The organism is Paenibacillus sp. OAS669 (assembly GCF_014873645.1).
Lineage (GTDB): Bacteria > Bacillota > Bacilli > Paenibacillales > NBRC-103111 > Paenibacillus_S > Paenibacillus_S vulneris.
This window is the reverse complement of sequence record NZ_JADBDR010000009.1, coordinates 64,807-84,333: the sequence shown is the minus strand read 5'-3', so window position 1 is coordinate 84,333 and position 19,527 is coordinate 64,807. Positions and strand designations below refer to the sequence as shown.

Below are 19,527 nucleotides of genomic sequence, written 5' to 3'. Positions count from 1 at the left end.
GCCAATGATCAAAAAATGCATTCATTTCATTAGAGCCAGGGCGAGGAAATATATATTGGAGGAGCTGTGGCTCGAGGACTATATCAAGATGGGCTTAAGAATAGGCGATAACTGTTCCATTCAGCCCGGGGTCGTCTTCGATTATTCCCACTGCTGGCTGATCAAGATCGGCAACAATGTCACGATAGCGCCGCAAGCCTATTTGCTCGCCCACGACGCCAGCACCAAGCAGCTCAGCCAATATACGAAGGTGGGCAGCGTCACCATTGAGGACAATGTGTTCATAGGCGCCAGAGCCTTGATTATGCCCGGTGTGACCGTCGGCAAAAATTCCATCGTAGCCGCCGGCAGCATCGTGACCAAGTCGGTGCCCGAGGGGGTTGTCGTCGCGGGCAATCCGGCGAAGGTCCTATTGACCGTGGAGGAATATATCGAGAAGACAAACGCGCTGATGAAGAGCAGGAAAACCTATGGGGAACGCTTCACGCTAGGCGGGAACATATCCCCGGAGGATAGGCTCAAGATGTACGAGGAGCTTATTCAGGAGATCGGGTTTGTCGTATAAATTATTAGAGTAAGCGGGTGGCCCAATGATTGCAAGGATCCTATCTTCGTTGAAAGCGAGGATACAAAATAAGCTGAATCCCAAGACAGAGCTGCAGCGGCTGAAGGAGAGAGGTTTAACCTACGGGAAAAATTTTAATTTTTTTAACAGCGTTATCGATTACGGCCATTGCTGGCTTGTTGAGATCGGCGACGATGTAACGATAACCAACAGCACCATTCTGGCCCATGATGCCAGCACCAAATATTATTTCGGGAAATCCAAGATAGGCAAGGTCAAGATCGGAGACAGGGTCTTTATCGGGTATAACAGTGTCATTCTGTGCAACGTTACCATTGGCAATGATGTTATCGTGGCGGCGGGCTCTATCGTAACCAAATCCATACCGGACAACAGCATTGTAGCGGGCAATCCGGCAAGGGTTATCGGCAAAACCTCCGATTATTTGGAAAAGCACAGGGAGCTGCTGAAGGTTAAGCCGGTATATGACACGTATTGGCCGTATAAGACCCAGGAACAGATTGAGCAAATCAAAAGAGAGCTTGACCATGACTTCGGCTATGATGAATAAATTAGAGTCAGGAATGCGGAGATCCTTATGAGAGTGAATAATTCTATCATTAATATATCGGTCGGCATAGGAAATCAGCTCATCATTACGTTCTTGAGCTTCTTCTCAAGAACCGTATTTATCCAAACTCTCGGCGTTGAATATTTAGGGCTGAACGGCTTGTTTACGAATGTGCTGGCCATGCTTTCCCTGGCTGAGGCAGGGATAGGGTCGAGCATCATTTACAGTCTTTACAAGCCTGTCGCGGAAAACGATTATGAGAAAATTAATGTGCTCATGAAATTATACAAAAGGGCATATACCATAATAGCCTTCGTTGTTCTGCTGCTTGGTCTCGCCATCATGCCGTTTCTGCCTTATTTCATTAAAGACCACAGCCTTCAAAATATACAGATCATTTACCTTTTGTTCCTGGCCAACACTGTCATACCGTACTTCTTCTCCTACAAAACCAATTTATTAAACGTGTACCAAAAAAGTTACATTACAACGGCCATATTCTCGGGTCTGTCCATCGCATCCACCTTACTCAAAATCGGAATTCTGTATTGGACGCAAAATTACGTTTATTACCTTATTATTGATTGCCTGATCATACTCATCAATTCACTGCTCCTGTTCGTGATCGTTAACCGGATGTATCCTTTCCTGAAGGAAAAGGTGACAGCCAAGCTGGATGCCGCCACGAAGAGCGGTATTATCAAGAATGTGAAGGCCATCATACTCCAAAACGTAGGGACCTATTTCATTTTCGGAACAAGCAATATTATGATCTCGACCTTTGTCAGCATTGCCGCTGTAGGGCTGTACTCTAACTATAATATGCTGATAGAAATATGCCGCACGTTCATTAACCAGGTATTCAACAATATCTATCATAGTGTCGGCAATCTGGTGGCCAAGGAAAGCAAGGAAAAGATCTACAGCGTATATAAAGTCACCATGCTGATGAATTTCTGGCTGTATTCATTTTGCGCCATCTTCATGTACGTCATTATTGAGCCGTTCATAACCTTGTGGATTGGCAAGCAGTTTATTATGGAGAAAATGGTCCTAATTGTACTCATGGTGACCTTTTACGAAAGAGGCATGAGAAACTCGATCAGCACGGTAAAAACAACAGCCGGAATTTTCCACGAGGACCGCTATGCTCCCCTATGCCAGGCAGCGATCAATTTGGGCATCTCTATATGGCTGGTTCAAGCCATCGGATTGTCCGGAGTATTCATCGGAGCGTTAATCAGCGCACTGCTCGTACCATTCTGGACGACGCCGTATTTTGTTTATAAGAAGGTGTTTCAAAGGCCTTTAACCCACTACTACGCTACTTACGCTTATTATGCTGCCATAGCGCTGGGGACCTGCCTGCTTACGAGCTGGTTATGCCATTGGTTCGCTGCGGATACGGCAGGGATGCTGATCATCAAGATGATCATTTGCATGATCGTGCCCAATATGGTGTACGCTGCGCTCTTTTACAAAACGGAGGAAATGAAATACGTACTGGGTATTGTCCGGCAGCTGCTAGGCAAGGTTCTGGGGAAGGTCAAGCGTACTCCAAGCCCGAGTCTGCCTTCCGAAAGCTAGCGAAAGATGCCTGTGACAGATTGGGGAAAATGGCGCAAATTGTATTGACAAATTCTTTATAAAGAACTAGAATGAAGGTACTGAGCACTAACTTAGTGGAAAAAGTTCGCTCCTTTTTTTTGCCTCGATTGTTCTTTATAAAGAATTTACAAACAAAATTATTCTTGTTCAAGAACGAAATGATTGTAATTCATAAAATTCTCCTCCTTTTTACCTGCTTCATAAGAACTATAATCATTTCGACAAAATATGCAGCATGAAGACTTAGCAGTGTCATATTTCATGAGAAATTCTTTTTTTTTGAAGTTATGTTCTTTATAAAGAACAATCTCTTTGCGGGACGGAATCCCTCGATGATATCGAACGCGGCGCACGTTCCAGTCCGACATTAGAGGGTTTAAATATAAGGTCTTTCTTCAAGGACCTTATACTTAAGTACTTTATTGGGAGGGTGAAGTTGTTGTCATACCATCAAAGGCTGTCGTTATTAATTATGGTTGATTCGGCCATCGTATTGACGGCTATATTCTTCAGTCGTTTTTTGCTGGAAGCCGATCTTCATGTCGTTACGCTTCCGCTGGTCGTCAGTTCTATCACACTTCTGCTCAGTCATCATGTGTTTTCCATGATTTATAAAATGTATAAAAAAGCCTGGGAGTATGCGAGCGTCGGGGAATTGGTATGTATCGTCAAGGCGGTGACATTATCGATTATTACCACAGCCTTCATCCAGGAGATGATCGTGCAGGATATTTATGTCCGGCTGCTTGCGGTCACGTGGATGGTTCACATCTTATTAATCGGAGGCTCGCGTTTTTGCTGGCGGCTGATCCGGGGCATTTATATTAAAAACGATGTGAACAAGAAGCGTACGCTCATCATCGGAGCCGGGTCGGCAGGCATGATGGTTGTCAGACAGCTGATTAAAAATCACGACGTGGAGCTTTTGCCGGTAGCCTTCATCGACGACAATCCGAACCTTCAGCATTTGGACATTCTGGGCATTCCCGTTGTCGGAGGCATCGACCAAATCGAAAAAGCGGTGGAAGAGCTTCATATCGACAACATTGTCATCGCCATCCCTTCCCTTGGCAAAAAGGGGCTTAACAACATCTTCAGGGAATGTGCGAAGACGTCGGCCAAGACGCAAATCCTGCCGATGCTTGAAGATATCGTAACCGGTAAGTTATCGGTGAGCCAGTTCCGCGATGTTCAGGTCGAGGATCTGCTCGGCAGAGAACCGATTGAGCTCGATATCGACAGCATCTCGGGATACATTACCCAAAAGAGAGTGCTGGTCACCGGAGCGGGAGGTTCGATCGGATCGGAAATTTGCCGTCAAATCACCCGCTTTCATCCAAGCCAATTGATTCTTCTGGGCCATGGAGAGAACAGTATTTACTCGATCGAGATGGAGCTTCGCGATCTGTGCGGCAACACGGACATTAAGTTCGTGACGGAAATAGCGGATATTCAGGATGCCGTCAAAATGATGAGCATTATGAACAAATACCGACCCCAGGTGGTCTATCATGCCGCCGCCCATAAACATGTGCCGTTAATGGAACGGAATCCGGAGGAAGCGGTCAAAAACAACGTCATCGGGACCTTGAACGTGGCCAAAGCGGCCAGCAAATTCGGTGTCGGTACGTTTGTCATGATTTCAACGGATAAGGCCGTGAATCCTACCAGCGTCATGGGAGCTACGAAGCGGCTGGCGGAAATGATCATCCAGCACATGGATATGAGCAGCGAGACCAAGTTCGTCGCCGTTCGGTTCGGCAATGTGCTGGGCAGCCGTGGCAGCGTCATTCCGCGGTTTAAGCAGCAGATTGAAAAGGGCGGGCCGGTATCGGTAACCCACCCTGATATGATCCGATACTTTATGACCATACCGGAGGCTTCACGTCTTGTTATTCAAGCGGGGGCGTTGGCCAAGGGAGGCGAAATCTTCGTTCTCGATATGGGAGAGCCGGTTAAGATCGTCGACCTGGCGAGAAATTTGATCAAGCTCTCAGGTCATTCCACCGACGACATCGAAATCGTCTTTACAGGAATAAGACCCGGCGAGAAGCTATTCGAGGAGCTGCTGCAGGCTAACGAGGTCGAGGAGCGGCAGGTCTACCCCAAAATTTATATCGGCAAAACATCGGATTTGTACATAGAAGAAATACGGAAGGTCATTGCAAGCTATACGACGCTGGAGGGAACTGCGCTCCGGGAGCAGCTGCTGAATCTGGCTAACGGCAGAGTGATGCCGGCACCTACCAAGAAATTAATTTCGATAGGCTAAGAAGGAGCGGATAAACGGATGAAGGTAAGAAAAGCGATTATTCCGGCGGCCGGCCTCGGCACCCGGTTTCTCCCGGCAACCAAGGCGATGCCCAAGGAAATGCTGCCCATAGTGGATAAACCGACGATTCAATACATTGTGGAAGAAGCTATAGAGTCCGGCATAGAGGACATCATTATCGTAACCGGCAAAGGCAAACGGGCGATTGAGGATCATTTCGACAGCTCCTTCGAGCTGGAGCAGAACCTGCTGGAGAAGCAAAAGTTCGACCTGCTGAACGAAGTGCAGAAGTCGGCGAACGTCGACATCCACTACATTCGGCAGAAGGAGCCGAAAGGCTTGGGGCATGCGATATGGTGCGCCCGCAAGTTTGTTGGCGACGAACCGTTCGCGGTTCTGCTCGGGGACGATATTGTCCGTGCGGATAAGCCTTGCCTGAAGCAAATGATGGAGCTCTACGATCATTACCGGGCCTCGATCATAGGGGTCAAGCATGTATCCGATGACGAGGTATCCCGTTACGGCATTGTTGACGGCAATCAGATGGATGAACGCTTTTATAAAGTGAAGCATCTGGTCGAGAAGCCGAAGAAGGAATTCGCACCGTCGAACCTGGCCATTATGGGGCGGTATATATTAAGCCCGCGCATCTTCGAGATTCTAAGCAGCCAGGAACCGGGAGCCGGATCGGAGATTCAGCTTACAGACGGCATTGCGGAGCTGAACCGGCAGGAGGCGGTTTATGCCTACGAGTTCCACGGAACAAGGCATGATGTAGGGGAAAAAATGGGCTTTATCCAAACGACCATTGAATTTGCTCTCCAGCGGGATGATTTGCGCTATGATCTGCTGAACTATTTGTCCCGCGTGCTGGAGAAAGAGCTGATTAAATAGGTGACCGACATGACCCGAAAAGTGTTATTTTGCGCCACGGTGGACTATCACTTTAAGGCTTTTCATTTGCCTTATATGAGCTGGTTCAAGGAACAGGGCTGGGAGGTCCATGTCGCTGCCAACGGGCAGCTGGAGCTGCCATATGTAGATAAAAAGTTCGATATCCCTTTCGAACGCTCCCCCTTTAAGGCGGGCAACCGAAAGGTCTTTCACCAATTGAGAACGATAATTGAGGAGCACCAATACGATATCATCCACTGCCACACCCCGATGGGAGGCGTTCTTGCCCGGCTGGCGGCCCGGAGGGTGCGCAGGCAGGGAACGAAGGTGCTGTATACGGCTCACGGCTTTCACTTTTGCAAGGGAGGGCCGCTGCTTCATTGGCTGCTGTATTACCCGATTGAGAAATGGTTATCCCATTACACGGACTGCTTGATCACCATTAATGAGGAGGACTACCGCTTAGCGACGAGTCATCGTTTCAAGGCCAACCGGATTGATCACGTCCATGGAGTGGGGGTCAATACCGAGCGCTTTCAGCCTTTGGCCGAACCTGCCAAGCACGATGCCCGAAAGGCTATGGGGTATGATCCGGAAGACACGCTGATGTTTTACGCAGCAGAGTTCAATAAGAACAAGAATCAGCAGTATCTTATTCAGGCGCTGGCCTTGATTCAGGAGCAAGCCCCCGGAACACGGCTGCTGCTGGCAGGCGAAGGCGCTTTGAAGGAAACGTGCCGGGAGCTGGCGTCTCGTCTCGGGATTGCTGACAAGGTGCATTTTCTCGGATATCGGACGGATATCGATAAGCTTCTCCCCCTCTGTGATATTGCCGTCGCATCAAGTGCCCGTGAAGGCCTGCCGGTTAATATTATGGAGGCGATGGCCTGCGGACTCCCCGTCATAGCGACGGATAATAGGGGCCACAGAGAGCTGGTACATAACGATGTAAACGGGTGGATTGTAGATCCGCACGATTACAGGGCCATGGCGGAACGAATGACGGCTTTGGCCTTGAGCAAACCGCTGCAGCATAGGCTCGGTACGGCCGGCCGCGAAACGATCGTGGCGAGCTACTCCATCCACAGGGTGCTCGATGAGAAACGCAGGATTTACACTTCATTTATGAATGAAAAGGGGGAGATATTGTGGGCGATCCCCTAAGAATTTTGCACGTAGTCGTCAATATGAATCGCGGCGGGGCCGAAACGCTGCTCATGAATATGTACCGGAATATAGACCGAACGAAGGTCCAGTTTGATTTTCTAACCTGCAGAGAAGGGGTTTTTGACCCGGAAATAGAAGCCTTGGGCGGCAGGGTGCATCGGATCCCTTACTTGACTGAGGTAGGCCACTCCGGGTACATCAAGGCGTTGGATCAATTCTTTGCCTCCCATCCCGAGTACCGAATCGTCCATTCCCACATGGACAAGATGAGCGGCTTCGTTCTTCGGTCGGCGAAGAGGGCCGGTATACCGGCACGCATCGCCCATAGCCATAGCACAAGGAGTGAGGGCGGGATTGCCGCCAGAGCCTATAAATGGGCTTCGGGTCAGCTGATTCGCCCTTGTGCGACCCATCTGCTTGCCTGCTCGGGCAAGGCTGCCGCATGGTTATTTCCGAATAAGGACCGGCAGGTAGCAATTCTGAAGAACGGCATAGAGTCCGAACGCTTTGCCTTTTCTACGGAGGTTCGGTCGGAAGTAAGGGAGGAGCTTCGGCTCCAGGCGGACGATTTTGTTATCGGACATGTAGGCCGCTTCTCCGCACCGAAGAATCATTCGTTTCTGGTTGAAATCTTCGCCCGATTCCATCAGGAGCGTCCGAATTCGGTTCTTGTGCTGGCAGGCGACGGTCCGTTAAGGACCGGGATCGAGGAGAAAGTAAAAGAGCTGGGGCTGGAGCGGAGAGTAAAGTTTCTTGGAGTAAGAAGCGATATCGCCAGATTGCTGCAGGGCTTCGATATCTTTGTATTTCCCTCCTTGCACGAAGGGCTGCCGGTTACGCTTGTCGAGGCACAGGGAGCTGGACTGCCTTGCGTCATCTCCGACGTGATTACCCGGGAAGTGGATATGGGGTTGTCCTTGGTGGACTATGTGTCCCTTAACCAGCCGTTGAAGGTATGGGTTCAAGCCCTCGAGGACCGCATGGCGAAGCCTGTATCCCGCCGGATCCCGCAGCATTCGTTAACGGAGCACGGATATGATATCCGGACGACGGCCCGATGGGCGGAACAATATTACTTCTCGATAGCGAGGTGATGGGATTGAAGGCACTGACGGTGTTTACGCCCACCTATAACCGTGCGTACTGTCTTCCCGTTTGCTACGAGAGCTTGAAGCGGCAAACGTCGAAGGATTTTGTATGGCTTATCATAGACGACGGATCCAGCGATGGGACTCGGGATTTGGTCCAGGGCTGGATAGATGAGAATGAAATCGAAATCCGGTATCACTGGCAGGAAAATCAGGGCATGCACGGGGCGCATAACACCGCCTATGAACTGATTGATACCGAGCTTAACGTGTGTATCGATTCGGATGATTATATGCCGGACGATGCGGTAGAGAAGATCATTACCTTCTGGGACCGTTACGGCAGCGATAAAGTCAGCGGAATCATCGGGCTTGATGCTTATACCGACGGCCGGATTGTCGGGTCCCGGTTACCGGAGCAGCTGAGGCTCTCCTCCCTGTTCGAGCTGTACAACAAGCATGGGGTGACAGGCGATAAGAAGCTGGTCTACCGGACCGAATTAACAAGGCAATACCCGTACCCTTTGTTCAAGAATGAGAACTACGTAGGGCTTGCCTACAAATATTACATGCTGGATCAGCAGTATGAGATGCTGCTTATGAATGAGGTGCTCTGCTGCATCGAATATTTGCCGGACGGGTCCTCGAGGAACATGCTGAGACAGTACCGCAGGAACCCGCAGGGCTTCGCTTTTTACCGCAAAGAGCTGATGAAGCTGCCTTTCGCCGGCAGGCTCTTTAAGTTCAAACAGTCGATACATTATGTATCGAGCAGCTTTCTTTCCAGAAACCGGAGGTTTATTAGCGAGACCCCCTGCAAGCTGCTGACATTAGCGGCGATTCCGTTCGGCTTCCTGCTTTATTGCTACGTATTGAGAAAAACAAGAACCTCCTAACCGTACGAAGGGAAGGCAGCTCATGGCCATACTTTGGATCAATTTATTTTCCGTCTACGCCGTCTCCCTGTTTTCGAGAGCAATAGCCAAGCCGTCTCCTATAGGGCCGGTGTACATAAAGCCTAATAAGCTGATGGCCTTTGTCGTCATTGTCATTTTTGTGATGATCTCGGGTCTTCGTAATAACATTGGCGATACCTTCTATTACATGCATTCGTATGTCGTCGACCCCTACACATGGGATTACGTCATTTCCAAAAAGGACATCGGCTTCGGGATTTTCCAGATGATTTTAAAAATGTATACGTCGAATCCCCAGGCCCTTGTTTTTATTACGGCTTTAATAACCAACGCGCTTATTGTCATGGTGATGTATAAGTATTCCCGGTTGTTCGAGCTGAGCATCTATATTTATATCACTTCGGGCTTGTACGTCGTATCGATGAATGGGATACGTCAATTTTTGGCCGGCGCGATCATCTTTGCCGCTACCAAATATTTGTTTAACGGAAGCTGGCTGAAGTATATGCTGGTCATTTTATTCGCTTCCACCATTCATCAAAGCGCGCTAATCCTGATACCGATTTATTTCATCGTTAGAAGAAAGGCTTGGACGACGACGACCTTTACCATGCTGGCTGTGGCCATCCTGTTGGTGCTCGGCTACAACCAATTGTCCGATGCCATCTTCTCGGCCATTGAGGAGACCCAATACGGCAATTATAAGGATTTCAATGAAGGGGGCGCCAACTTTCTCAGGGTTGCGGTTCAAGGGGTCCCTATTCTTCTTGCTTATATGGGCAGGGAGAAGCTGAGACAAATATTTCCGGAAAGCGATTATGTCGTCAATATGTCGCTGCTGGGCCTCGTATTCATGATTATTGCTACACAGAACTGGATCTTTGCCCGCTTTATCATCTATTTCGGCTTGTACAATGTCATCCTGATGTCCTGGATTGTCAAGGTGTTTACTAAAGAGAGTCAACGGATCATTTATTACGCAATCATCCTCTGTTACTTCATTTATTTCTACTACGAAAATGTTGTAGTCCTGAATCTTTTGTATCGAAGCGATTATATCAGTTTTTAGGAGGGCGGAGCAGTTGGCTGTACTTATTACAGGCGGTTCCGGCTACATCGGTAGCCATACTTGTGTGGAATTATTGAATGCCGGATATGAAATTATCGTGGTGGATAACCTGGCGAACAGCCATATGGAATCACTCCAACGGGTGAGGTCTATTACCGGCAAGGATTTCAAATTTTATCAAATCGATTTGATGGATCAGGAAAGGCTGGACCGGGTATTTGCGCAAAATGAGATCGAAGCGGTCATCCACTTCGCCGGACTTAAGGCCGTCGGGGAGTCGGTTCGGCTGCCCCTTCGTTACTACGACAATAACATAACCGGGACCCTGGCGCTGTGCAAGGTGATGGAAAGCTACGGGGTGAAGCGGTTGGTGTTCAGCTCCTCCGCTACCGTCTACGGATTGCAGGAGCGGGTGCCGATCTCCGAGGAGCTGCCGCTTAGCGCCACGAATCCGTACGGGCGAACGAAGCTGATGATTGAGGAAATTTTACGGGACTTGTACCATTCGGATTCCAAGTGGAGCATAGCGCTGCTTCGCTATTTCAATCCGGTAGGAGCCCATAAAAGCGGCCGGATCGGGGAGGACCCGAACGGGGTCCCGAACAATCTGATGCCGTACATTACCCAGGTGGCGGTAGGCAGGCTCAAAGAGCTGCAGGTCTACGGGAACGACTACCCGACGCCGGACGGAACAGGGGTCAGAGATTACATTCACGCGGTGGATCTGGCGCAAGGGCATTTGAAGGCGCTGGATAGAGTAAACGCGACCACCGGTGTAGACGCCTATAATCTTGGAACCGGCCGTGGTTACAGTGTGCTGGAGATGGTGGCCGCCTTCGAGAAGGTGACCGGCAGGAGTATTCCTTATCGGATTACGGCACGGCGTCCCGGAGATATCGGACTTTGCTATGCCGATCCGCGCAAGGCCGAGCGCGAGCTGGGCTGGGTCGCCAAGCTGGGCCTGGAGGACATGTGCCGGGACGCATGGCGCTGGCAGGTCAACAATCCTAACGGCTACGCCGGACATGAGGGTGTTCTGACCGGGATCGGTGCCAACGGCGATCCGCAGCTGCTTCATCATGGCGCATGGAATGATGCTTCCGCACATCTGGTAAAAGAGGTTTTGTAATATGAAGCTTTCCGAACTGACTCAGCAGCAAATGAAGGAAATTATGCTTAGGGCTTATCACAGGGGCAATGAAGCGGAACATTTGGGTGTGAAGGAATTCATCGAGGAAATCAAAGAGCAAATTTTATCCGCCGTAAGGGGAAAATGATTTGCTGCATTGCATCACATCATTGAAGGACTGCCAATGGCTGGTTGCCGTAGATGGTCATCGCTGTTAAGCGGAATTATATCGTATAGAGGCTGGAACGAATCCAGCCATATATTTCAGTTGAAAGGGTAGGAGCATGATAATCGATGAAACGATCGTTTGACTTGCTGGTTTCAATCTCGCTGCTGCTGGTATTTAGCCCGGTCATTGGAGTCGTAGCGGTTCTGGTGAGATGGAAATTGGGTTCGCCCGTTGTCTTCGCGCAGCAGCGTCCGGGGCTGCACGGCAAGCCGTTTTACTTGTATAAGTTCCGGACGATGACGGATGCGGCGGATGCTGAAGGAAATTTGTTGTCCGATGCGGTGAGATTGACGCCATTCGGTCAATTCTTAAGGAAGTACAGTCTGGATGAGATGCTGCAGCTGGTCAATGTGGTCAAAGGGGATATAAGCCTGGTCGGCCCCCGCCCGCTGCTGATGGACTATTTGCCATTGTATACGGAAGAACAGGCCCGCAGACATGAAGTCAGACCGGGAATAACCGGATGGGCCCAGGTTAATGGACGCAATGCGATTTCCTGGGAAGAGAAGTTTCAGTTGGACCTGTGGTATGTGGAGCATCAAAGCTTCCTTCTGGATCTCAAAATATTGCTGCTGACTGTAAAAAAAGTGCTGAAGCCCGAAGGCATCAGCCATGGAAGCCATGTCACGATGGAACGGTTCACAGGTTCCAAATTTTCATGAAACGGGCGTGTTGAAGCATGGAGCTTGCCGTCATCGGCGAGGGTGGACATAGTAAAGTCATTATGGACATCATTCGAAGTCATAATGGTAAGGTGAGGGCGATTCTGGACGATAAATACGAGCAGCTTGCATGCTTTGAAGACGGTATGTTCAGAGGGCCTGTAGCTTCGGCACCTGAATTGCTGAGCCAAAACGACCATTTGAAATTTATTATCGCTATAGGGAGCAATCAGGTCAGAAAAACGATTGCCGCTTCGCTTGATTTTTCGGAGGATCGCTTCGCTTCGCTGATTCACCCTTCCGCGGTGGTTAGTCCCAGCGCGAAGATAGGCTGCGGTACGGTTGTTATGGCTCAATGCACAATCAACGCGGACGCCGTCGTCGGTAATCATTCGATTATCAATACTGGGGCTATAGTAGAGCATGACAGCCGGGTATCGGATTATGCGCATATCGCACCGCGTGCCACGTTGACGGGGGCAGTGACCGTACGGGAAGGGACGCTGATTGGAGCGGGGGCATCTATAATTCCGGGCAAATGGATAGGCGAATGGTCCATTGTAGGTGCTGGTTCGACGGTGATCAGTGACATTCCCGCGTTCAGTACGGCGGTGGGAAGTCCTGCAAGAGTAATACGCTGCAATGAAATAAGCGACATATTCCCGAGAAAGGACGTGATCCTCCACAATGAGTAAGGATAAACCAAGAATTTATTTGTCCGCTCCCCATATGAGCGAGAACGAAATTAAATATATCCAGGATGCTTTCGATACAAATTGGATCGCTCCATTAGGACCGCATGTCGATGCGTTCGAGAAGGAGCTTGCCGCCTATGTCGGCGTCAGAGATGCCGCAGCCGTCATTTCGGGAACAGCGGCCATCCATTTGGCCTTGCGATTGATCGGCATCAAGGAAGGAGACACGGTATTCTGCTCCAGTCTCACCTTCGTAGCCAGCGCCAATCCGATTGTGTATCTGGGGGCCGTTCCGGTATTTATTGATTCCGAGCCGGAAACGTGGAACATGTCTCCTCAAGCGCTCGAACGGGCTCTTGAGGATGCGGCGAAGGAAGGCAGCCTGCCCAAAGCCGTCATTGTCGTCAACTTGTACGGGCAAAGCGCCAAGATGGATGAAATCGTCGCGCTCTGCAATCGCTACAGCATCCCGGTCATTGAGGATGCGGCGGAATCGCTCGGTTCGACATACAAGGGCAGAGCCAGCGGAACCTTCGGTAAGTACGGTGTCTATTCTTTTAACGGCAATAAGATTATTACTACCTCCGGCGGAGGAATGCTGGTTTCCAACGATATCGAGGCGCTGCAGCACGCCCGTTTCCTGGCTACGCAAGCAAGAGATCAGGCAGCGCATTACCAGCATAGCCAGATGGGCTACAACTACCGCATGAGCAATGTGCTGGCCGGCATCGGAAGAGCGCAGCTGGAGGTTTTGAGCGACCGGGTCGAGGCAAGAAGAGCGATCTTCGAGCGATATTATTTGGAGCTGTCCCATTTGCCCGGTATCCGGTTCATGCCGGAGATGGACCAAACCCGTTCGAACCGCTGGCTGACCGTATTAACGCTGGACCCGGACGAAGCTGGGGTAACAGTCAACCAGCTGCTGACGGCGCTGACGGAAGAGAACATCGAAGCCCGGCCCGTATGGAAGCCGCTCCATATGCAGCCGTTGTTTGAGGGATGTAAGTACTATAGGCACGGAGAGCAAGAGAGTGTCTCCGAGCAGCTGTTCGCTTCAGGCTTATGTCTTCCGTCCGGTTCCAGAATGACCGCGGAAGAGCAGCAAAGAGTGATCGAATGTATCAAGAAGGCTATAGCGTCGGCTGCCAGGACCGCTGTACTGGAGAAAGCGGCAAGCAGCTAACAGCCGGACGACTTAAGTTTGAGTTCATGATGCCTCGCCATCCGGTAATAATGCGCTTTCAATTGCATGTCGAGACAATCCTTATAGAGAGTGCAATGGTAAGCATGCATCACTTGATGGTAAACATATTGTGCCTTTTTCCATGTTCCCGTTAGCAGCGAATACATAACGCACGACCCCCTTTTATAAAAATTTATGTAGGTTCATGCCGATGTATTCAGCTTCTGGCGGGAATGGTTGGAGGGCTGCAGGTTCATTGAAGGGAAGTTATTGGGGGAGGTGAATCGTCAACGACGGTACAAGCCGGTTGGCAGCACGTATGAAGACGGATCAGGATAAGAATAGTAAGCGCTTTAATCCGAAAACGGATAGTTTGTGGAGGAAAGATTCTGCAGCGGGGAAGGTAGAGGAAAGTCCGAAAAGTGAAACCAAGGACTCCTGTCATCGCTCTTGCAAGAATTTTACCAGGTTTAAAAGGACTATGTGGAGTAAGGAGCGGAAGGTCATAACATGGGGGGTTAATGTTGGATGATGAGCATTGAGGGTGTGATGCGGGAACAGCAGGAAAGCTTATGTGCAGCGTTATGGAGTGATAGAGACCATGATCGGTAATAATATATCCTCCATACGAAAACAAAGGGGTTTTACTTTATCCGAGCTTTCGGAGCGGACCGGTATTTCCAAATCGTATTTAAGCAATATTGAACGTAATCTGAAGCAAAATCCTTCTATACATGTCATGGAGAAAATAGCTTCCGTACTAAAGGTCGATCTCAAGACCCTGCTCAAAATAGCGACGGACGCGGAGATTAAACAGCATCCTGACAAAGAGTGGCTTGATTTCATTAGTGACTTGAAAAATTCGGGTATCGAAAAAGAGCAAATACACGAGTACAAAATTGTGATTGAATTTATGAAATGGCACAACGAGAAAACCAAGTTTAACCAGTAGGGGTTGGTTCAGGTGGATCGGGTTAGCTGCCTTATTGACCGCCATCTTTTAGTTCACCACCATATAAATGTTTACCGGCGGGTACGCCAGGGTGCCTATCCAGCGTATGACCGGCCTGACAGAGTACAATGCCTATGCAGTGAATACGCCTGCACCGGGCATAGTCTTTGGCATGCCGGGTTTTGCGCTATGCCGGACTATCAGCAGGCCTTGCATCGGCTGCACATAACCGGGCACTGTGCTTGCGGCTTCGCTCGTCGAGCAGCACCTATCCTTGCTACCGCACAGGGCGCCTGTGCCTCAGGAGTATCCCCTGATCTATGAAGGCATTGCCGGCTCCAGCAGCTCTGTTGGTCAAGGCCAGCCGTGACAAGGGGATGAAAAACGGCAAAAGCCCCGAAGCGGGGCTTAATGACCACAACCGTATGTATAGGATTCCGAGATCATCGGAAGTGAACATTCGTTTTTTTGCTGTATGCTTATTTGGCTTCGAGGTACTCGTGCGCTTCGACCGGAGCGTAGCTTTTCATTGACGGATGCAAGGATAGCTCGAAGTGACCCGGGTTTCTCAAGAAAGTCCGAATGGCCTCGGCACTGAGTCCCTGCTTGCGAGCCGTCCTGATAAGGTCGGTCCACTCTCGATCCAGTTCTTCCATATTCATCAGGTTTACAATACTCCCATTCACAGGTAACCCCTCCATCGCTCGTTTGATACAAATTGTATCTATGGATGTATTATTACACGTTTTACCAGTGAAATCAATCCTTAAATATAAAAAAATATACACATCGTATCAATGAGGAAGGAAAAAACCGCCTGGAGGCGTTCAAGCCGCCAAGAAATTCCCAACAGCTTCAACGCCTGTCGGCGGTTAACCTTACAATACGATCAGGGCTCCTGCGAAGTTACAAACGGAGGGAGGCGAGATCGAACTCGGGAACCAGTCCTTCTTGAGCAGCGCGGCTTAACAAGGCATAGACCGCTCCATAACCGTCCTCACCCAAATTGGCTGTGAATTCATTGACATACAGGTTGATGTGGGCTTGAGCTACGTCCGGGTCCATCTCCTGTGCGTGGCTTAAGATATACTCCTTGGAAACGTCCGGATGCGCCCATGCGTATTCGACGGATGCTCTTGTCCATGCAGCGATTGACGCCAGGTCCAGCGAACGGCGGGCGATGATCGCCCCAAGCGGAATCGGAAGCTTGGTGTCCGATTCCCACCAGCTGCCCAAATCAGTCAGAAGGCTTAACCCGTAGGATGGGTAGGTGAATCTTGCCTCATGAATCACAAGGCCGGCATCAATATGGCCGTCACGTACGGCCGGCATAATTTCGTGGAACGGCATCACGATGATTTCCCCGACGCCGCCGGGTACGTTTTGTGCGGCCCATAGCCGGAACAGCAGATAAGCGGTTGACCGCTCGCTCGGTACGGCAACTTTTTTGCCCGACAATACGGCCGGGTCCTGGGCAGCCGATACGTTATTTCGGGTCAGCACCAAGGGGCCGCAGCCTCTTCCAAGGGCTCCCCCGCATGGGAGCAAAGCGTATTCCGACATGACCCAGGGCAGGGCAGCGTATGACACCTTGAGTACTTCCGGTCCGCTGCCGCTTGCGGCCAGACCATTCGTAATATCGATGTCGGCGTAGGTAACCTCCAGCTTAGGCGCACCGGGGACCAGCCCGTGAACCCAGGCGTGGAATACAAAGGTGTCGTTAGGACACGGTGAAAATGCGATTTTCATCATAATACCTCCATTAAGACTGTACTTGCTGCTTCCAATGATTGGAGCGCGTCTCCGATTCTCCAAGCGGCTTTATCCCGCGGGCCTACAGCGTTGGAAATAGAACGGATTTCGAGGACGGGAACTCCGAATTTGCGCGCGGCCGCTGCTATGCCGAAGCCCTCCATGCCCTCTGCGGCGGCGCCGGGTATGCGCGAAGCCAGCTCTTCAGCCGATTCCGCAGTGCCTGTTACGGTCGATAGGGTAAGCACAGGAGCGGAGACGGCCTGCAGACCCGCGTTGCGCAATGCGCCGGTAACCGGCTCGACGAGCTCCGCCGCCACCGCAATGCGGGAGCTTCCGAAGCCCAGCTCGTCCAGGCTGAGAAAGCCGTCCGGCGTCTGTGCGCCAAGGTCGGCTGCGACAATCTCGCTTGCCACGACCAAAGAGCCGATTTCGGCTTGTCCTTTAAAGCCGCCTGCGATTCCCGCACAGACTACGAGATCGTAGGCTTCACTCGCTGCTGCCAATAAGGTCGCCGTTGTCACGGCGGCTTCTACAGGCCCGACACCTGCGGACCTGACGTCAAAGCGGGGATTCCCGCGAAGCCCCCTTACCACGGCGTCCCTTTCCGCATCGACCGCGGTCATGATAAGGATCCGGCGGCTGCCGGTAAGCGATCCTGCACCTGTACCGGCCGATTCCGCCGCTTCCTTGCTGTAATCTGTACTCATAAGGTGAATCTCCTTTGATTTCTTTGTCCATGAAAGCCTCTATATCTCATTATAGTACTCTTCCGGCTGTATGACCAATGATCCTCTGAACGGGTGGATCGAAGCTGCTATGAATCTTATTTGGCAAGATTGCGTATAGAATAGGAATATGGCTTTTTTGACTTGCAAGGAATGCAAAACGATCATTAAGTGGAGTGGATGAAATGGACCTTCATCAATTAAAAAGCGTTATAGCGGAAAGCGATAATATTGTATTTTTCGGCGGAGCGGGCGTGTCGACGGAGAGCAGCATTCCGGATTTTCGCTCGGCATCCGGACTGTATCAGGAGAAGGAACGCTTCCCTTACCCTCCGGAGACGATGCTGAGCCGCAGCTTTTTTATGGAGCATACGGAACTGTTCTTCGACTTTTACAGATCCCGGATGATTTATCAGGATGCAGAGCCCAACGCCACTCATAAGGCTTTGGCACAGCTAGAGCAGGCAGGGAAGCTTCGGGCGGTTATTACGCAAAACATTGATGGGCTTCACCAGGCGGCAGGCAGCCAAAAGGTGCTGGAGCTTCATGGCTCCGTCCATCGAAATTATTGCATGAAATGCGGCACATTTTATCCATTGCAACATATGGTTAGTTGTGGCGATTCCGTGCCCAAGTGCGAGGGATGCGGCGGCACGGTGAAGCCGGACGTCGTGCTGTACGAGGAACCGCTTGATCATGAAGTGGTGGAGCAGGCGGCCGACTACATAGCCCATGCGGATATTCTGATCGTTGGCGGCACGTCATTGACGGTCAATCCGGCGGCTGGACTCATCCGATACTACGGCGGTAATCATCTTGCGCTGATCAACCGTTCGGAAACGGCCTACGACCGTCGTGCCGATTACTTGATACATGACAGCATTGGGAAGGTCTTGACGGAGCTTGTGGAGGGAATTTGATCAAACTATCAGGGGGGCTGGTATCGTTAAGGATTTATTCTCACGATAGCAGCTTAACGGCCGGCTTGTCCTTGGTTTTCACCGTTTAAAGAGGTACAATGTAAGGAATCGGGATGACGCGGAAGCGGGCAAACCTTGTTCAGCCGTTGGAGTCCCTGATGGATCTTATTCGCAGAGGAGGCAGGAATGCATTGTCATCTATCATAGACAGAGCAATCGAGTTCGCGGCAAGAGCCCACCGGGGGCAGGTACGTAAAGGGACCGATATTCCCTATGTTTCACATCCTTTTGCGGTAGGAATGATTTTGCAGGAGGCTCGATGCAAGCCCGAGGTCATAGCGGCAGGCATTCTGCACGACACCTTGGAGGATACCGAGACCACTTACGAAGATCTGCACCGTCTATTCGGAGCTCAGGTGGCGGATATTGTGCTGGGGTGCTCGGAGCCGGATAAGTCGCTTTCCTGGGAGGAACGCAAGGAGCATACGATCCAATATTTGAAAACAGCGCCAAGGCCGATCCGTATGGTCGCTTGTGCGGATAAGCTGCATAATGTCCGCAGCACGATAAGAGCGATGGAGGCGGAGGGAGAATCCGTCTGGAAACGGTTCAAAAGGGGCAAGGAGCAGCAAACCTGGTACTATCGTCAACTGATCGAAAGCCTCGGCTATGAGTCCGGCTTCCCTCTGCTTACGCTGCTGGAGCAAGAGATTGAGGCATTGTTCGGAAGCGGGCGGAGCGAAGGCACGGTAAGGGCGGAGATCGATAACGAACGTATCGATGCCTTATTCACCAGCATCTATAATCCTCCCGGAGAGCATTCCGAGCAAGCCGGGGAGCTTCATATCCAATCCCTGCTGGACGAGATTCTAGCGCTTCGGGATCGCATTCGGTATGAGGATGAGCCGTTTCAAGCCATGGCTGAATATCTTGTTGAGAGGGGCGTACAGTTCGAGCAATCCGAGGGCTCGGAGCTGATCATCGCCTTCTGTGCGGCGCTTAAGCAAAAGCTTGGCTGGTACAACTACGAGGTGTACGAGCATTTTCGGAGAAACTGGAAAAAAGGCAGCTTTTAGTAAGCATAAGCCGCCTCCTCCACCATCATTTGTTATCATTCCTATCCATT

The 19,527-nt window shown here is 50.6% G+C and carries 19 protein-coding genes and 1 pseudogene; 17 read left to right on the top strand and 3 right to left on the bottom strand.

The features are described 5' to 3' along the window. The first annotated feature begins 4 nt into the window (after positions 1-4). From GGC63_RS20210 to GGC63_RS20140, 15 genes and pseudogenes are all read left to right on the top strand, one after another. On the top strand, positions 5-565 hold the full coding sequence (locus GGC63_RS20210) for an acyltransferase (RefSeq protein WP_079912114.1): 561 nt from the start codon (positions 5-7) through the stop codon (positions 563-565). A gap of 49 nt (positions 566-614) precedes the next feature. Then, positions 615-1,136, top strand: coding sequence for an acyltransferase (locus tag GGC63_RS20205; protein ID WP_225948355.1), 522 nt, complete (start codon positions 615-617; stop codon positions 1,134-1,136). Positions 1,137-1,163: 27 nt separating this feature from the next. Next, complete coding sequence (locus GGC63_RS20200) at positions 1,164-2,723, top strand: lipopolysaccharide biosynthesis protein (protein ID WP_192703834.1); 1,560 nt, start codon at positions 1,164-1,166, stop codon at positions 2,721-2,723. A gap of 460 nt (positions 2,724-3,183) precedes the next feature. Further along, on the top strand, positions 3,184-5,016 hold the full coding sequence (locus tag GGC63_RS20195) for a polysaccharide biosynthesis protein (protein ID WP_192703833.1): 1,833 nt from the start codon (positions 3,184-3,186) through the stop codon (positions 5,014-5,016). Between the two features lie 18 nt (positions 5,017-5,034). Then, on the top strand, positions 5,035-5,910 hold the full coding sequence (gene galU / locus GGC63_RS20190) for a UTP--glucose-1-phosphate uridylyltransferase GalU (protein WP_192703832.1): 876 nt from the start codon (positions 5,035-5,037) through the stop codon (positions 5,908-5,910). A 9-nt stretch (positions 5,911-5,919) separates the two neighbouring features. Further along, a complete protein-coding gene (locus GGC63_RS20185) occupies positions 5,920-7,074 on the top strand; it encodes a glycosyltransferase family 4 protein (protein ID WP_192703831.1) in 1,155 nt (384 codons plus the stop codon). After that, positions 7,059-8,171 (top strand): glycosyltransferase family 1 protein, encoded by a 1,113-nt coding sequence (locus tag GGC63_RS20180; RefSeq protein ID WP_318781096.1) that lies wholly within the window; start codon positions 7,059-7,061, stop codon positions 8,169-8,171. Before GGC63_RS20185 ends, GGC63_RS20180 begins: the two co-directional genes overlap by 16 nt. 5 nt (positions 8,172-8,176) lie before the next feature. Beyond that, the gene (locus tag GGC63_RS20175) at positions 8,177-9,061 is read left to right on the top strand and encodes a glycosyltransferase family 2 protein (protein ID WP_079912277.1); all 885 of its coding nucleotides are present in this window, start codon (positions 8,177-8,179) and stop codon (positions 9,059-9,061) included. A 22-nt stretch (positions 9,062-9,083) separates the two neighbouring features. Next, entirely contained in the window at positions 9,084-10,151 is a 1,068-nt protein-coding gene (locus GGC63_RS20170) for an EpsG family protein (protein ID WP_192703830.1), read from the top strand. Between the two features lie 13 nt (positions 10,152-10,164). Next, positions 10,165-11,181: pseudogene (gene galE, locus GGC63_RS20165) on the top strand (UDP-glucose 4-epimerase GalE); the annotation flags it as partial. A 100-nt stretch (positions 11,182-11,281) separates the two neighbouring features. After that, positions 11,282-11,428 (top strand): hypothetical protein, encoded by a 147-nt coding sequence (locus GGC63_RS20160; RefSeq protein WP_179136099.1) that lies wholly within the window; start codon positions 11,282-11,284, stop codon positions 11,426-11,428. A 146-nt stretch (positions 11,429-11,574) separates the two neighbouring features. Next, a complete protein-coding gene (locus GGC63_RS20155) occupies positions 11,575-12,171 on the top strand; it encodes a sugar transferase (protein WP_192703828.1) in 597 nt (198 codons plus the stop codon). A gap of 17 nt (positions 12,172-12,188) precedes the next feature. After that, positions 12,189-12,866 carry an acetyltransferase gene (locus GGC63_RS20150; RefSeq protein WP_192703827.1) on the top strand — a complete coding sequence of 226 codons (678 nt, stop codon included), beginning with the start codon at positions 12,189-12,191 and terminating at the stop codon, positions 12,864-12,866. Continuing rightward, positions 12,859-14,049 (top strand): aminotransferase class I/II-fold pyridoxal phosphate-dependent enzyme, encoded by a 1,191-nt coding sequence (locus GGC63_RS20145; RefSeq protein WP_192703826.1) that lies wholly within the window; start codon positions 12,859-12,861, stop codon positions 14,047-14,049. Before GGC63_RS20150 ends, GGC63_RS20145 begins: the two co-directional genes overlap by 8 nt. A 601-nt stretch (positions 14,050-14,650) precedes the next feature. Further along, positions 14,651-15,001 carry a helix-turn-helix domain-containing protein gene (locus GGC63_RS20140; protein ID WP_192703825.1) on the top strand — a complete coding sequence of 117 codons (351 nt, stop codon included), beginning with the start codon at positions 14,651-14,653 and terminating at the stop codon, positions 14,999-15,001. 479 nt (positions 15,002-15,480) lie between these two features. Here GGC63_RS20140 and GGC63_RS20135 read toward each other — a convergent pair whose 3' ends face one another. The 3 genes from GGC63_RS20135 to GGC63_RS20125 form a co-directional block, all read right to left on the bottom strand. Further along, positions 15,481-15,687: an anti-repressor SinI family protein gene (locus tag GGC63_RS20135; RefSeq protein ID WP_079912127.1), complete on the bottom strand. Its 207-nt coding sequence runs from the start codon at positions 15,685-15,687 to the stop codon at positions 15,481-15,483. Between the two features lie 220 nt (positions 15,688-15,907). Then, complete coding sequence (locus GGC63_RS20130) at positions 15,908-16,750, bottom strand: 1,4-dihydroxy-6-naphthoate synthase (RefSeq protein WP_079912128.1); 843 nt, start codon at positions 16,748-16,750, stop codon at positions 15,908-15,910. Then, on the bottom strand, positions 16,750-17,463 hold the full coding sequence (locus tag GGC63_RS20125) for a futalosine hydrolase (RefSeq protein WP_192703823.1): 714 nt from the start codon (positions 17,461-17,463) through the stop codon (positions 16,750-16,752). The genes GGC63_RS20130 and GGC63_RS20125 overlap by 1 nt, the downstream gene beginning before the upstream one ends. Before the next feature lie 203 nt (positions 17,464-17,666). On the opposite strand from GGC63_RS20125, the gene GGC63_RS20120 reads away from it, so the two are divergent. Both GGC63_RS20120 and GGC63_RS35170 read left to right on the top strand, forming a co-directional pair. Further along, positions 17,667-18,401: an NAD-dependent protein deacylase gene (locus GGC63_RS20120; RefSeq protein WP_192703822.1), complete on the top strand. Its 735-nt coding sequence runs from the start codon at positions 17,667-17,669 to the stop codon at positions 18,399-18,401. Positions 18,402-18,592: 191 nt separating this feature from the next. After that, complete coding sequence (locus GGC63_RS35170; RefSeq protein ID WP_318781095.1) at positions 18,593-19,477, top strand: HD domain-containing protein; 885 nt, start codon at positions 18,593-18,595, stop codon at positions 19,475-19,477. Positions 19,478-19,527 lie beyond the last annotated feature (50 nt).

Coding starts and splice junctions, on each gene's coding strand:
- GGC63_RS20185 (WP_192703831.1), top strand. CDS start 5,920: ATGACCCGAAAAGTGTTATTTTGCGCCACGGTGGACTATCACTTTAAG.
- galU (WP_192703832.1), top strand. CDS start 5,035: ATGAAGGTAAGAAAAGCGATTATTCCGGCGGCCGGCCTCGGCACCCGG.
- GGC63_RS20160 (WP_179136099.1), top strand. CDS start 11,282: ATGAAGCTTTCCGAACTGACTCAGCAGCAAATGAAGGAAATTATGCTT.
- GGC63_RS20145 (WP_192703826.1), top strand. CDS start 12,859: ATGAGTAAGGATAAACCAAGAATTTATTTGTCCGCTCCCCATATGAGC.
- GGC63_RS20170 (WP_192703830.1), top strand. CDS start 9,084: ATGGCCATACTTTGGATCAATTTATTTTCCGTCTACGCCGTCTCCCTG.
- GGC63_RS20125 (WP_192703823.1), bottom strand. CDS start 17,463: ATGAGTACAGATTACAGCAAGGAAGCGGCGGAATCGGCCGGTACAGGT.
- GGC63_RS20130 (WP_079912128.1), bottom strand. CDS start 16,750: ATGAAAATCGCATTTTCACCGTGTCCTAACGACACCTTTGTATTCCAC.
- GGC63_RS20200 (WP_192703834.1), top strand. CDS start 1,164: ATGAGAGTGAATAATTCTATCATTAATATATCGGTCGGCATAGGAAAT.
- GGC63_RS20140 (WP_192703825.1), top strand. CDS start 14,651: ATGATCGGTAATAATATATCCTCCATACGAAAACAAAGGGGTTTTACT.
- GGC63_RS20150 (WP_192703827.1), top strand. CDS start 12,189: ATGGAGCTTGCCGTCATCGGCGAGGGTGGACATAGTAAAGTCATTATG.
- GGC63_RS20210 (WP_079912114.1), top strand. CDS start 5: ATGATCAAAAAATGCATTCATTTCATTAGAGCCAGGGCGAGGAAATAT.
- GGC63_RS20120 (WP_192703822.1), top strand. CDS start 17,667: ATGGACCTTCATCAATTAAAAAGCGTTATAGCGGAAAGCGATAATATT.
- GGC63_RS20155 (WP_192703828.1), top strand. CDS start 11,575: ATGAAACGATCGTTTGACTTGCTGGTTTCAATCTCGCTGCTGCTGGTA.